Annotated in this window: 10 protein-coding genes; 5 read left to right on the forward strand and 5 right to left on the reverse strand. The window is 71.8% G+C overall.

Features of this window, described 5'->3' with window-relative positions; all coding sequences use genetic code 11:
* Nucleotides 1-31: 31 nt before the first annotated feature.
* The 5 genes from ACGGAQ_RS13725 to ACGGAQ_RS13745 form a co-directional block, all read right to left on the reverse strand.
* Nucleotides 32-1,465 (reverse strand): GH1 family beta-glucosidase, encoded by a 1,434-nt coding sequence (locus tag ACGGAQ_RS13725; protein ID WP_393048329.1) that lies wholly within the window; start codon nucleotides 1,463-1,465, stop codon nucleotides 32-34.
* Nucleotides 1,462-2,364, reverse strand: a complete 903-nt coding sequence (locus ACGGAQ_RS13730; RefSeq protein ID WP_387184078.1) for a carbohydrate ABC transporter permease — start codon at nucleotides 2,362-2,364, stop codon at nucleotides 1,462-1,464. The genes ACGGAQ_RS13725 and ACGGAQ_RS13730 overlap by 4 nt, the downstream gene beginning before the upstream one ends.
* Nucleotides 2,365-2,377: 13 nt before the next feature.
* Nucleotides 2,378-3,364 carry a carbohydrate ABC transporter permease gene (locus ACGGAQ_RS13735; RefSeq protein ID WP_393048332.1) on the reverse strand — a complete coding sequence of 329 codons (987 nt, stop codon included), beginning with the start codon at nucleotides 3,362-3,364 and terminating at the stop codon, nucleotides 2,378-2,380.
* A 110-nt stretch (nucleotides 3,365-3,474) separates the two neighbouring features.
* A complete protein-coding gene (locus tag ACGGAQ_RS13740) occupies nucleotides 3,475-4,782 on the reverse strand; it encodes an ABC transporter substrate-binding protein (protein WP_393048335.1) in 1,308 nt (435 codons plus the stop codon).
* Nucleotides 4,783-5,048: 266 nt separating this feature from the next.
* Nucleotides 5,049-5,594: a plasmid pRiA4b ORF-3 family protein gene (locus ACGGAQ_RS13745; protein WP_393048338.1), complete on the reverse strand. Its 546-nt coding sequence runs from the start codon at nucleotides 5,592-5,594 to the stop codon at nucleotides 5,049-5,051.
* A gap of 150 nt (nucleotides 5,595-5,744) precedes the next feature.
* Between ACGGAQ_RS13745 and ACGGAQ_RS13750 the strand changes: the two genes are divergently transcribed.
* The 5 genes from ACGGAQ_RS13750 to ACGGAQ_RS13770 all read left to right on the forward strand — a co-directional run bounded on the left by ACGGAQ_RS13750 (nucleotide 5,745) and on the right by ACGGAQ_RS13770 (nucleotide 13,056).
* Complete coding sequence (locus ACGGAQ_RS13750; protein WP_393048341.1) at nucleotides 5,745-6,491, forward strand: pyrimidine reductase family protein; 747 nt, start codon at nucleotides 5,745-5,747, stop codon at nucleotides 6,489-6,491.
* 148 nt (nucleotides 6,492-6,639) lie between these two features.
* Entirely contained in the window at nucleotides 6,640-8,400 is a 1,761-nt protein-coding gene (locus ACGGAQ_RS13755) for an ATP-binding protein (protein WP_393048344.1), read from the forward strand.
* A gap of 18 nt (nucleotides 8,401-8,418) precedes the next feature.
* Nucleotides 8,419-9,567 carry an exonuclease SbcCD subunit D gene (locus ACGGAQ_RS13760; protein WP_393048346.1) on the forward strand — a complete coding sequence of 383 codons (1,149 nt, stop codon included), beginning with the start codon at nucleotides 8,419-8,421 and terminating at the stop codon, nucleotides 9,565-9,567.
* Complete coding sequence (locus ACGGAQ_RS13765; RefSeq protein ID WP_393048349.1) at nucleotides 9,567-12,041, forward strand: AAA family ATPase; 2,475 nt, start codon at nucleotides 9,567-9,569, stop codon at nucleotides 12,039-12,041. Before ACGGAQ_RS13760 ends, ACGGAQ_RS13765 begins: the two co-directional genes overlap by 1 nt.
* 55 nt (nucleotides 12,042-12,096) lie before the next feature.
* Nucleotides 12,097-13,056: a hypothetical protein gene (locus tag ACGGAQ_RS13770; protein WP_393048352.1), complete on the forward strand. Its 960-nt coding sequence runs from the start codon at nucleotides 12,097-12,099 to the stop codon at nucleotides 13,054-13,056.
* The last annotated feature ends 12 nt before the right edge of the window (nucleotides 13,057-13,068 follow it).

Below are 13,068 nucleotides of genomic sequence, written 5' to 3' on the forward strand. Positions count from 1 at the left end.
CACCGGGACCGCCCTGATGGCTGGCCCGAGCCTATTGTGCGGCCAGACCGTTGCGTCGGATCACCGAGGCGTACCACCTGGCGCTGGACTTGGGGATGCGAAGCTGGCTGTCGTAGTCGACGTGGATCATGCCGAAGCGCTTCGTGTAACCCCAGGCCCACTCGAAATTATCCATCAGTGACCAGGCAAAGTATCCCCGCAGGGGCACGCCCGCGTTGATCGCCTCGTGGCAGGCGCGCAGGTGGGCGTCGAAGTAGGCCAGCCGGTCCGGGTCGTCGACCTGTCCGTCGACGACCGCGTCGACGAACGCGGAGCCGTTCTCGGTGACGTACAGGGGCAGGTCGGTGTACTCCTCGTGCACCCGCCGCAGCGTCTCGACCAGGCCCGGGGCGTCGATCTCCCAGTCCATGTCGGTGACCGGGATGCCCCGGGTGACGAAGCGGACGTCCTCGCTGCCCGGCCAGCAGGACGGTGCCCGCCAGTACGGCTCGGGCTCGGCGCCCTCGACCGGCGCGGCGACCACGTGCCGGCTGTAGTAGTTGATTCCGACCAGGTCCAGCGGCGTGGCGATGGTCGCCAGGTCGCCGTCGCGGACGTGGTCGAAGTCGGTCACCGTGCGCAGGTCGGCCACCAGGTCCGCCGGGTACGACCCGCGCAGCAGCGGGTCGAGGAAGAAGCGGTTGGCCAGAGCGTCGATCCGCCGGGCCGCGTCGATGTCGGCGGGGGCGTCGCTGGCCGGGTCGACCGGGTACAGGTTGACGGTCACGCCCACCTCGGCGGTGGGTCGGGCGGCCCGCAGCGCCTGCACGGCCAGGCCGTGCCCGAGCATCAGGTGGTGTCCGGCGCGGACCGCGTCCGCGCCGTTCGACCGGCCCGGGGCGTGCACTCCGGAGCCGTACCCGAGGAACGCCGAGCACCAGGGCTCGTTCAGCGTCGTCCAGTAGCGCACCCGGTCGCCGAGCGCGTCGGCGACGAGCGTGGTGTAGTCGGCGAAGCGCGCCGCGGTGTCCCGCGACGGCCAGCCGCCGGCGTCCTCCAGCTCCTGCGGCAGGTCCCAGTGGTAGAGGGTGAGCCACGGCTCGATGTCGTGGGCCAGCAGGTCGTCGACCAGCCGACGGTAGAAGTCCAGGCCCTGTGGGTTGGCCGCGCCCGAGCCGCCGGGCTGCACCCGGGGCCAGGAGACCGAGAAACGGTACGACTTCAGACCCAGCTCGGCCATCAGGGCGACGTCGTCACGGACCCGGTGGTAGTGGTCGCAGGCCACGTCACCGGTGTGTCCGTTGACCACCAGGCCCTCGGTGTGGCTGAAGGTGTCCCAGATCGACGGGGTGCGGCCGCCCTCGGCCGCCGCCCCCTCGATCTGGTAGGCCGCGGTCGCGGCGCCCCACAGGAAGCCGGGTGGAAAGGTCAGCCCGGGGCGCTCGTCGAGGACGTCGACGGCGGGTGGGCTGGCGGGGTTGCTCACGACTTGACGGCACCTTCCATGATCCCGCCAATGATCTGGCGGCCGAACAGAACGAACACGATGAACAACGGAAGGGTCGCGATGAGCGTCCCCGCGAAGATCTGAGAATTGTCCGCGAAGTACGCGGTGTTCAGACTGCGCAGTGAGATCTGCACGGTCGGATTGGCCGGGTCGGCGAGCACCACGAATGGCCAGAAGAACTGGTTCCACTGCTCCATGAAGGTGAGCAGCCCGAGCACGGCCGCCGCGGGTCGCAGCGCCGGCACCACCACGTGCCAGTAGACCCGCCAGGTGGAGCAGCCGTCGACCCGCGCCGCCTCGATCAGCTCGTTGGGCACCGCCTGCTCGGCGTACTGGCGCATCATGAAGATGCCGAAACCGCCGATCAGGAACGGCACGGTCACCGACGGCATGGTGTTCAGCCATTCCAGCTTCGCCATCAGGATGTACAGCGGCAGCACGCCGAGCTGGATGGGAATCATCATCGAGGCCAGGATGATCAACAACAGCGCGTTCTTGCCGCGGAAGCGCAGTTTCGCGAACGCGAACCCGGCGAGCGAGCCGAAGAACACGGTCGCCACCGTGATCGTGCCCGACACCAGGAACGAGTTCATCAGGCCCTTGACGATGTTCGCGTCACCGTTGTCGAGCACCCGCTGGATGTTCTCGCCCAGCTTGCCGCCCGGTAGGAAGGGCGGCGGCCAGGAGTTCGCGGCGTCGCTGGTCCGCGAGGCGATGACGATCATCCAGTAGAACGGAAAGAGCGACAGGATCACGCCGAGGACGAGCCCGAACCAGGTCAGTGGGCTGGCCGTCCAGAGCTTCTCCGCCCGGTGGCGGATGCCGGTGCGCCCGGCCGGTGGCCGGACCGCCGGCGGTCGCAGAGTAGTACTGGTCATGGGTGGGCCACCCTCACTTGTCGGAGCTGATTCGGCGGGCCAGCAGGTAGTTGAGGAACGAGACGGACGCGATCAGCAGGAAGAGCACCAGGGCGACGGCACCCGCGTACCCCCACCGGAACCGCTGGTTCATGACGTCCAGCAGGTACATCGTGATCGTCTGGAACTGACCCTCCGTGCCGCCGGAGAGCGCACCCGAGCCGCTGGTGAACATCAGCGGCTCGGTGAAGAGCTGCAGACCGCCGATGGTCGAGATGATCAGCGTGAAGATGATGGTGGGACGCAGCTGGGGGATGGTGATCGACCAGAACTGCCGGCGCTGGGAGGCGCCGTCGAGGGCGGCCGCCTCGTACACGTCCTTGTTGATCGACTGCATCGCCGCGAGGTAGATCAGGGCGTTGTAACCCACCCACCGCCAGTCGACCATCGTGGCGATGGCGAACCAGGAGGCGAAGCGGTTGGCCCGCCAGTCGATGGGGCCGACGCCGACCAGATCGAGCAGCCAGTTCATCAGGCCGAAATCGCGGGCGTAGATCATCGAGAAGATGAGCGCCACCACCGCGGTCGAGGTGATGATCGGCATCGCGATGGCCAGCCGGAAGAACATCTGACCGCGGATGCGCCGGTTCAGGGCGTTGGCCAGCAGCAGGGCGATGATCAGCTGCGGGATGGTGGAGAGCGCGAACATCCCGAAGGTGTTCACCACCGCGTTCCAGAACTGCGGATCGTTCGTGAACAACTCGACGAAGTTGTCCAGACCGACGAAGCTGATCGTCGCGTTCATCGGTGACCGGTCGGTCATCGCGATCCAGAACGTGTAGACGATCGGGTAGACGCCGAAGATCGCGAACAGCACGAAGAACGGCAGGACGAAGACGTACGGGGTGAAGCGCAGGTCCAGCCGGTTCAGCTGCCGGCGGCGCGTCGGTGAGTGCCGCGGAGCGGGACGCGACCGGCGGGCCGACGCACCCGGTGGCGCGGGGGTCTTCAGGGAGCTCATGAGCGGTCCTTCACACTCGGCGACGCCGTCCTGGGCGCCGCGGCAGGGCGTTCCGACGCGGGTTCACGGGTGGTGCCGCAGCGGCACCACCCGTGAGCGCGTCACAGCCGTTACTTGCCTGCTGCCTGGCCGTTCTTCACCGCGTCCTGCCAAGCGGCGTCGGCGGCCTTGCCCTGCTCGATGCTGCGCAGCGCGTTCTCGACCGCGTCCCGGACCGCCTGGTTCTTCGGGCCGAGGTAGACCGGCTTCAGCTCCTTAGCGCCGGCGGCGAAGATCTTGCCGATCGGCGCGCCGCTGAAGTACTCGTTGGTGGCGGCGAGCACGGCCGGGTCCTCAAGGGCCTGCGGCGACGAGGGCAGGTTGCCGACCTTCTTGAACGCCTCGGTCTGGCTCTTGGCGGTGGTCAGGTACTTGGCCAGCTCGGCGGCTTCCTTCTGGTGCTTGCTGGACTTCGGCACGGCCAGCCAGGAACCGCCCCAGTTGCCGCCGTTGCCCGGCGCCTTGGCGACGTCCCACTTGCCGGCCGCCGCGTCACCGGCCTGACCCTTGATGACACCGGTCATCCACGCCGGGCAGCCGATGGTGGCGAAGCTGCCGTTCTTGAAGCCGGCGTTCCACTCGTTGGAGAAGCTCCGCAGGTTGTTCGACAGACCCGCGCTGATCATCTTGGTGGTCTGCTGGAACGCGGACTGCACGTCCGGGTTCTCGCCGACGACGAGCTTGTTGCTCTTGTCGAAGTAGGTGTAGCCGCTGCCGGCGCCCGCCGTCTGCATCAGCACGATGTTGTAGAAGTTGGTGGCCGAGTCGACGAACTTGTGCTTCTTGTCGGCGGCGGCGAACTTCTGGCCCTGGGCGATGAAGGCGTCCCACGTCGGCCAGAGGGCGCCGACCTGCTCGCGGTCGGTCGGCAGGCCGGCGGCCTTGAAGAGGTCGCTGCGGTAGCAGACGGCCATGCCACCGACGTCGGTGCCGAGACCGAGCACCTTGCCGTCCGGCGTGAGGCCACCCTCCCACTTCCAGGGCAGGAAGTTGCTCTTCAGGTCGTTGGCGCCGTGGTCGGCCAGGTTCACGAACTTGTCGGCCTGCGCGAAGAACTGCACGATCGTGCCCTCTTCGAGAGCGACGACGTCGCCGGCGCCGGCGCCTGCGGTGATCTGCTGCGTCAGCCGGGTGTTGTAGTCACCCAGGCCGAGACCCTTGCCGCGCTCCTGGATGGTGACGTTCGGGTGCTCAGTCTGGTACTGCTTGTAAAGATCTTCGTATCCGAAGCCCTGGTCGCCGAAGACGTCGACGACCAGGGTGACCTTGCCGCCGTCCGAATCGGACGACGAGTCGTCGCCGCAGGCGGTCGCCGAGGCGAGTACGGCGACGGACGCGAGCGCGATCGCCGCAAAGCGACGACGTGAGGTGACGCTCATCCTGACCCCTCTCAAGTGGTGAGGCTTGGTGTGTCGTGCGTGGTGGGGGGTGCTGCAGCGCCCCTGCCGCCGCCGGACCGGTGGTCGTGGACGATCTGGGGAGAACTGTGAAGGAGACTTCCGCCACTCCCCCGGGAGCGCTCCCATGAGATTGCCGGGGCGCTACCAGGGTGTCAATAGACCAATGGGAGCGTTCCCAGATCGTTACCGCCCTGTTTCAGACCGGCACCGCCAGTGACGGACGTCGACCCGTACGCCAGGCGGGGTCAGCAGAAGCGACGCAGCAGTGTGGTGGCGACGGTGGGGTCGAAGAACGTCGGATCGAAGCCCTCACCGACCCAGCCCCGCAGCACGGCCCGCTCCGGATGGGTCGGATCGGCCAGGGCCGCGAGCAGCGCCTGGTAGCCCGACGGCCCACCGATGCTCTCCGGGGGGCAGGCCCGCTGGCCGTCCACGCAGACCGGGTACCGCTCGTCCTGATCGGCGGTCAACGCGTCCTCGACGACGAGGTCGTGCTCCCACCAGTCACCGAAGTCGTACGTGTAGGAGAACCTGCTGCCCTTGCCGAGAACCGCGTCCAGCCGGACGTCCAGCTCGTCGTGCAGCGCCAGGCCCCCGTCCGGGTCCGGCTCGCCGTACGCGACCGCGTCGATCTCGAACGAGTGCAGGTGGCAGTCCCGCCAGCCCATCGCGTGCTGGGCGACCCGGTGCAGTCGGTCCAGCGTGTAGCCGGCCGGAACGAGCACCCGGCGCCACACCGGCGGACGTACGCCGGCGAGGGACATCTTCAACTGGAAGATCTGACGCGGCATGCTGTCCTGTCCTTTGGCGGCTTAGGCTGCGAGCATGATCTGCCGAGCGTGCCGGGCCCGGCGGCACGATGACTGCCCGGGCCGGAACTGGTGCGACTGCCAGCACCGTACCGCCGAACCGACCCCTCCGGTCACCGGTCCGGCCAGCGAATGACGGTCGGAATCCCGATCCGGCGGCTCTGGCCCGAGCCGTCCACCCAACCGCTCGACGACGCCACGCTGACCGCGCTCTACCATCGCGCGGACCAGCCCCGGCTGCGGGTGAACTTCGTCGCCAGCCTGGACGGCGCGGTCAGTGTGGACGGCTACTCCGCCGGCTTGTCCGGCGAGCCGGACAAGCGGGTCTTCGGCCTGCTGCGGATGGTCTGCGACGCCCTGGTGGTGGCCGCCGGCACCCTGCGACACGAGGGTTACCGCGCGGTCCGACTCGACGAGGCTCGACGCGCCTGGCGTCGGGAGAACGGGCTGGCCGCGTACCCGACGCTGGTGGTCGTGTCCGGCTCCCTCGACCTGGACCCGGCGCAGGCCGCCTTCGCCGACGCCCCGGTCCGGCCGATCGTGCTCACCCGCACCGACGCCGACCCGCCGCCCGGCCTGACCGACGTCGCCGACCTGCTGCGCTGCGGGACCGAGCGGGTCGACCTCGCCGCCGGCCTGGCCGAGCTGCACCGGCGCGGGCTGACCCAACTGCTCTGCGAGGGCGGCCCGCACCTGCTCGGCGCGCTCACCGCCGCCGACCTGGTGGACGAGCTGTGCCTCACCGTCGCGCCGCTGCTCGCCGGCCCCGGCGCGGGCCGGATCACCGCCGGCGACGCCAGCGCGCCCCGGCACCTGCCGCTGCGGCACGTGCTCGCCGCCGACGACGGCGTCCTCCTGCTCCGCCACGCCCGAGGGTGACGAACCGTCGCCCGGTCACACACCGAGCGTCGCGAGTGTGACCGGGCATCGTGTCCTCCGCCGCGTCGCGTGGCGACCTGTCGTACTCCTCGGGCAGGATGCAGGGCATGTGCCCCGACCGCGTTGCCCGACCGACCCACCCCGCCCGATGAGCGACGCCGAACACGACGGCCTGGACGGCCCGGGCCAGCCGGTCGGCCGGGTGCTCGGCACCGCCGACGCCACCCCGTTGCAGTTCTGGACGGCCGTGGCGCCCGGCAGCTACCTCCAGCTCGACGACGTGGTGGTCACCCGCCGCGAGCTGCCCGACCGCGAGCCGGTAACGATCGCCGGGGTGGTCACCCAGGTCCGGGCCCGGCACGAGGGCGCCCAGTTCGACTCCGACGTGTTCGCCATCGCCGACGGCACACTGCCCGCCCAGGTGCAGGAGGCGGCCGAGGTGACCACCACCCGGGTCGACCCGGAGTTCTACGTGCCGCCGACCCCGGGGGCGGTGGTGCACCGGGCCGAGGGCGACGCACGGGCCCGGGCACTGCACTTCGACCGGATGGAGCGGCGCATCCCGATGGGCATGGGTCGCGACGGGGTGCCGGTCTACCTGAATGCCGACTTCCTCGACGGCAGCCGGGGCGCGCACGTCTCGATCTCCGGCATCTCCGGGGTGGCCACCAAGACGAGCTTCGCCACCTTCCTGCTCTACTCGGTGTTCCGCTCCGGCGTGCTGGGCGGCGACGCGGTCAACGCCAAGGCGCTGATCTTCAACGTCAAGGGCGAGGACCTGCTGTTCCTCGACCACCCCAACACGCGCCTCGACGAGCCGACCCGGGCGGCGTACGCGAAGCTGGGCCTGAGCGCCGGCGCCTTCCCCGACGTGCGGGTGTACGCCCCGCCCCGGGTCGGCGACGCGGCCGGCACCCCGGACGTGAGCAGCCGGCTCACCGGCGTGGACGCCTTCTACTGGACGCTGAGCGAGTTCTGTGCCGACCGCCTGCTGCCGTACGTCTTCGCCGACGCCGACGACGAGCGCCAGCAGTACACGATGGTCGTGCACTCGGTCACCGCGCACCTGGCCCGCTACGCCCAGCCCGCCGACGGTGGGGTGAGCATCGACGGGGTCCGGCTCGGCTCCTACGGCGACCTCGTCGACCACATCGTCGAGGCGCTCAACGACGACGAGACCCGCTCCGACTGGGCGGGCAGCGCGGTCGGGCTGGGCACCGTCAACGCGTTCGCCCGCCGGTTGATCGGCAGCAAGAAGGATCTCGCCCGGCTGATCCGCGGCGACCTGGCGACCCGTCGCCCGCACTCGATCAACACGAGCGAGTCGGCGCAGGTGACGGTGGTCGACCTGCACAACCTCCCGGACCGGGCCCAGCGGTTCGTCGTCGGCGTGACGCTCAAGAGCGAGTTCGAGCGCAAGGAGAAGTCCGGCACCGCCAAGCCGTTGCTGTTCGTCGTCCTCGACGAGCTCAACAAGTACGCGCCCCGCGAGGGCTCCTCCCCCATCAAGGAGGTGCTGCTCGACATCGCCGAGCGAGGGCGGTCGCTCGGGGTCATCCTGATCGGCGCGCAGCAGACGGCGAGCGAGGTGGAGCGGCGCATCGTCACCAACTCGGCGATCCGGGTGGTCGGCCGGCTCGACCCGGCCGAGGCGTCCCGCCCGGAGTACGGTTTCCTGCCGCCCGCGCAGCGGCAGCGGGCGCTGCTCGCCAAGCCGGGCACCATGTTCGTCAACCAGCCGGACATCCCGGTGCCGCTCTGCCTGGAGTTCCCGTTCCCGGCGTGGGCCACCCGGGTCTCCGAGGCGGGCCGCGCCCCCTCGGAGACGCTGCGCTCGATCACCCAGTCCGCCGACCCGTTCGCCGTGGTGGGCTCCGGCGGCGGCACCGACGACGACATCCCGTTCTAGGCAGGGGCCGGTGCAACTGTGAAGATCCTGCACACCTCCGACTGGCACGTGGGCAAGGTGCTCAAGGGGCAGTCCCGGGCCGAGGAACACAAGGCCGTACTGGCCGGGGTGATCGACATCGCCCGTGCCGAACAGCCGGATCTGGTGATCGTCGCCGGTGACCTCTACGACACGGCCGCGCCGACCTCGGAGGCGACCCGGCTGGTCACCCGTGCGCTGACCGCGCTGCGTCGGACCGGCGCGGACGTGGTCGCGATCGGCGGCAACCACGACAACGGCCCGGCGCTGGACGCGCTGCGGCCGTGGGCGGAGGCCGCCGGCATCACGCTGCGCGGGGGCGTCCGCGAGAACCCGGCCGAACACGTGATCGACGGCACCACCGCCGGTGGGGAGCGGTGGCAGTTGGCCGCGCTGCCGTTTCTGTCCCAGCGGTACGCGATCCGCGCGCTGGAGATGTACGAGCTGACCGCCGCGGAGGCCAACCAGACGTACGCCGACCACCTGGGCCGTGTGCTGGGCCGCCTCACCGAGGGCTTCGCCGACCCGGACCGGGTGCACCTGGTCACCGCGCACCTGACGGTGACCGGCGCGGCGGCCGGCGGTGGTGAGCGGGACGCGCACACGGTGCTCGGCTACGCGGTGCCGGCCACCGTCTTCCCCGCGACCGCGCACTACGTGGCGCTGGGTCACCTGCACCGGGCGCAGCGCGTCGAGGGCCCGTGCCCGGTGCGCTACAGCGGCAGCCCGCTCGCCGTCGACTTCGGCGAGCAGGAGAACGTGCCCTCGGTGACGGTGGTCGAGGTGACCGCCAGCACGGCCGCCCGGGTACGCGAGGTGCCGGTGACCGCCGCGAGCGCGCTGCGGACGGTGCGCGGCACCCTGGCCCAGCTCGCCGAGATCGAGGCGCCGGACGCGTGGCTGCGGGTGTTCGTCCGGGAGCAGCCCCGCGCCGGCCTGCGCGAGGAGGTCCAGGAGCTGCTGCCCCGGGCGCTGGAGATCCGGATCGACCCGGAGCTGCTCGCCGCGCCGGGCAGCGGCGCGCGCATCGCGCAGCGGTCGGGGCGTTCGCCCCGGGAGCTGTTCGCCGACTACCTGGACAGCCGGGGCCACGCCGACGAGGGCGTGCGGGAACTCTTCGACGAGCTCTTCGAGGAGGTCGAGCACTGATGCGGCCGATGCGGTTGGACATGGCCGGCTTCACGGTCTTCCGGGACGAGACCACCGTCGACTTCACCGACGCCGACTTCTTCGCGCTGATCGGCCCCACCGGCTCGGGCAAGTCCACAGTGCTGGACGCCATCTGCTTCGCCCTCTACGGCACGGTGCCCCGCTGGGGTGGCGCCCGCGGGCTGGCCAACGCGCTGGCGCCGTCGGCGACCGAGGCCCGGGTGCGGCTGGTCTTCGAGTCCGGCGGCGCCCGGTACGTGGCGACCCGGGTGGTGCGCCGGGACGGCCGGGGCAACGTGAAGACCGCGAACGCCGGGCTGCAGGTGATGCCGGCCGGCTTCGACGTGACCAAACTCGACACCGGGTTGAGCCCGGACGACCTTGGCGAGGTGATCGCCGGGACGCCCGCCGAGATGGAACAGGCGGTGCTGGAGGCGGTCGGGCTGCCGTACGAGCAGTTCACCAGCTGCGTGGTGCTGCCGCAGGGTCAGTTCGCGGACTTCTTGCACGCCAAGCCGGCGACCCGGCAGCAGATCCTGGTCAACCTGCTCGGCCTCGGCGTCTACGAGGACGTGCAGAAGCGGGCGACGGCGCGCGCCGCGCAGGCGGAAGCCCGGCTGGACGCGGTCGATCAGGTGCTCGCCGGTCTGACGGGGGTGGACGACGAGGCGTTGGCCGAGGCCGACGCCCGGGTGGGCCGGATGGCGGAACTGGCCGAGGCGGTGACCGGGGCCATGCCGGAGCTGGCGGCGGCCCGGGCACGCGCGCGGGAGGCGGCGGCTGCCCTGACCGCGCTCGACGACGAGCTGGGCGTGCTGTCCGGGGTGCGTGCCCCGCACGGGGTGGCCGAGGTGGCCCGCGCGGTGAGCGCGGCGCGGGCCGAGGCCGACGCCGCGGCCACGGCGGTGTCGCTGGCCGAGGACCGGGAGGAGAAGCTGCGCGGTGAGCTGGCCGGCGCCGGTGACGAGAGCGCGCTGCGACTGCAACTGCGGGCGTACGACGATCGGGATCGGCTGACCGGCGAGGCCGACACGGTCCGCGCGGCAGTGCGCGCGGCGGACGAGGAGCACGCCACGGCGGTCGCGGCGCTGGCCGCCGCCCGCGTGGACGTCGAGCGGGCCGACGCCGAGTTGGAGGCGGCCTTCCGGGCGCACGAGGAGGCGAAGGCCACCGACCTGGCGGTCAGCCTGCGCGTGCACCTGCATCCCGGTGCGCCCTGCCCGGTGTGCGAGCACCCGGTGGCCGAGGTGCCGGCGGTTCCGGCGGACTCGGCGGTGGCCGCCGCGACGGCCGCCGGCAAGGCGGCGCGGGCCGCCACCAAGGCGGCGCAGGCGGTGGTGCAGCAGCGGGACGCCGCGGCGCGTGAGCTGGAGCGGCTGCTGGTGCAGGCCCGCGCCCGGCAGGAGCAGGTGGACGCCCGGCTGGCCAAGCTGGACGGGCAGCTCGCGGGCGCGGCCGAGCCGGCGGTGCTGCGCCGGGAGTTGGCCGAGCACGCCCGGCTGCGACGTGCCCTGGAGGAGGCGGCGACCGCCGTGCGGGCCGGCCGGGACAGCGCCCGCCAGGCGCGCGCGGGTGTGGACGCGGCCGAGGAGCGCCTGCGGTCGGCGTGGCGGGGCTTCGACACGGCCCGCGACGCGCTGGCGCGGTTCGGTCCGCCGGCAGCGGATCGGGACGACGTGGCGGCGTCGTGGGCGGCGCTGACCGACTGGGCGGCGGCCGAGGCCCAGCGCCGCCGCGCCGACCGGGCCGGCCGGGCCACCGTCGTCGCCGACGCCGAGGCGGCGGCCGACGCGGTGCAGCGGCAGATCGCCGACCGTTTCGCCGCCGCCGACGTGCCCGTCGGCGAGGACCCGGTGCACGCCGCGACCGTGGCGGTCGAGCGGGCCGAGGCCGACCGTCGCCGGCTGGCCGAGCGCCGCGAGCAGGCTGGCACGTTGCGTGAGCAGCGGGCCGGGCACGAGCGCGAGGCGCAGGTGGCGCGGGCCCTGGCCGGGCACCTGCGGGCAAACAACTTCGAACGGTGGCTGCTGGCGGAGGCGTTGGACCTGCTGGTCGACGGCGCGTCGGGGATCCTGCGGGAGCTGTCCTCGGGCCAGTACGAGCTGGTGCACGACAAGGGCGAGTTCTTCGTGGTCGATCACCACGACGCGGGGCTGCGCCGGGGGGTGCGCACCCTCTCCGGTGGCGAGACGTTCCAGGCGTCGCTGGCGTTGGCGCTGGCGCTCTCTGAACAGCTGGCCGGTATGTCGACGACCGCGGCGAGTCTGGAGTCGATCGTCCTGGACGAGGGTTTCGGCACGCTGGACGCGGCCACGCTGGACACGGTGGCCGCGACCCTGGAGAACCTGGCGGCCCGGGGTGACCGGATGGTCGGCGTGGTCACCCACGTAGCGGCGCTGGCCGAGCGGATCCCGGTCCGCTTCGAGGTGCGCAAGGATGCCCGCTCGGCGCGCGTCGAACGGACGGGCCGGTGAGCGCGAGGAGTGCAGCGCAGCGGAGCCCCGCAGTCGCGAACGAGAGGTCGGCCGGGTGAGCGACGCCGCGTTCTTCGTCGACTCGTGGGATCCGGCGTACGGTGCGTCGTTCGAGGCGTCCGCGTCCGGGCCGGCGACGCCGAGCAGCGCGCAGGTCGACGCCGACGTGGAGCTGCCGGCCGTCGACTGGCGGGCGATCGGGGTACGCGCGGACGTGCGGGCCCCGGACGTGGTGTTGCTTGTCGACGGGGTCCGCCGGATCGACGCGAGCATCTGGACGGCCGAGGCGGACGGTGGGTCCTTCCCGGGGCTGGCGGCGTCGTACGCGGCCGGGGTGGTCCGCTGCGACCTCGGTCGGGGTGCGGCCCAGTTGGCCGGCACGCGGGTGGGCCGGGGCCTGTTCACGGCGAGCCCGTCGGCGCAGGACGTGGTGGCGGGCGCGATCCGCTACCCGGTGCACCGGGTGGGCGGCACCGGCGAGCTGGCGAAGCTGCCGGCGGCCGTGCAGGGTCCGTTGACCGCGCTGGAGGTGGCGGTGTCCGACGCTGCCCGGGTCGACGGTGACCTGTTGGTGGTGGACGGTCCGTTGCGCAGTCGCCGCCAGTTGCCGCGCACGCTCGGCTACATCAAGACCCAGCACAGCCAGTACCTGGACGCCCGGCTGACGGCGGTGGTGACTTCTCTGGCGTCCGGTGAGCGGTCACCGGTGTTCCGGCTCGGCACGGCCTGGGGCGGGTGGTCGTGGTATCTGCGGCTGCCGGTGGCCGTGGGTGCGCCGTGGGCCGGGATCGTCCGGGTGGAGTGCTCCGCCGACCTGCCCGTCGAGGCGGCGATCGACCTGGCCGACCTGTCGCTGGTCACGCTGCCCCGGTTCGCGTCGACTCCGTACAAGGATCCGCGGGCGCCGCAGAACCTCATCCCGATCGCCGGTCTGGAGCGCCGCCTGCGGGCGTTGCTCGGCGATTCCCGTCTGCTGCACCGCGCGTTGACCACCGCGGCGCGCGTCGGCCGCTGAGCGGGGATCGGT

Origin of the sequence: Micromonospora sp. NPDC047557, from assembly GCF_043205095.1 — a bacterium.
In the GTDB taxonomy this organism is placed as follows: Bacteria; Actinomycetota; Actinomycetes; order Mycobacteriales; family Micromonosporaceae; genus Micromonospora.

Excerpts from the sequence above, each read along its gene's own strand:
- ACGGAQ_RS13730 (WP_387184078.1), bottom strand. The coding sequence starts at position 2,364 with ATGACCAGTACTACTCTGCGACCGCCGGCGGTCCGGCCACCGGCCGGG.
- ACGGAQ_RS13735 (WP_393048332.1), bottom strand. The coding sequence starts at position 3,364 with ATGAGCTCCCTGAAGACCCCCGCGCCACCGGGTGCGTCGGCCCGCCGG.
- ACGGAQ_RS13740 (WP_393048335.1), bottom strand. The coding sequence starts at position 4,782 with ATGAGCGTCACCTCACGTCGTCGCTTTGCGGCGATCGCGCTCGCGTCC.
- ACGGAQ_RS13745 (WP_393048338.1), bottom strand. The coding sequence starts at position 5,594 with ATGCCGCGTCAGATCTTCCAGTTGAAGATGTCCCTCGCCGGCGTACGT.
- ACGGAQ_RS13750 (WP_393048341.1), top strand. The coding sequence starts at position 5,745 with ATGACGGTCGGAATCCCGATCCGGCGGCTCTGGCCCGAGCCGTCCACC.
- ACGGAQ_RS13755 (WP_393048344.1), top strand. The coding sequence starts at position 6,640 with ATGAGCGACGCCGAACACGACGGCCTGGACGGCCCGGGCCAGCCGGTC.
- ACGGAQ_RS13765 (WP_393048349.1), top strand. The coding sequence starts at position 9,567 with ATGCGGCCGATGCGGTTGGACATGGCCGGCTTCACGGTCTTCCGGGAC.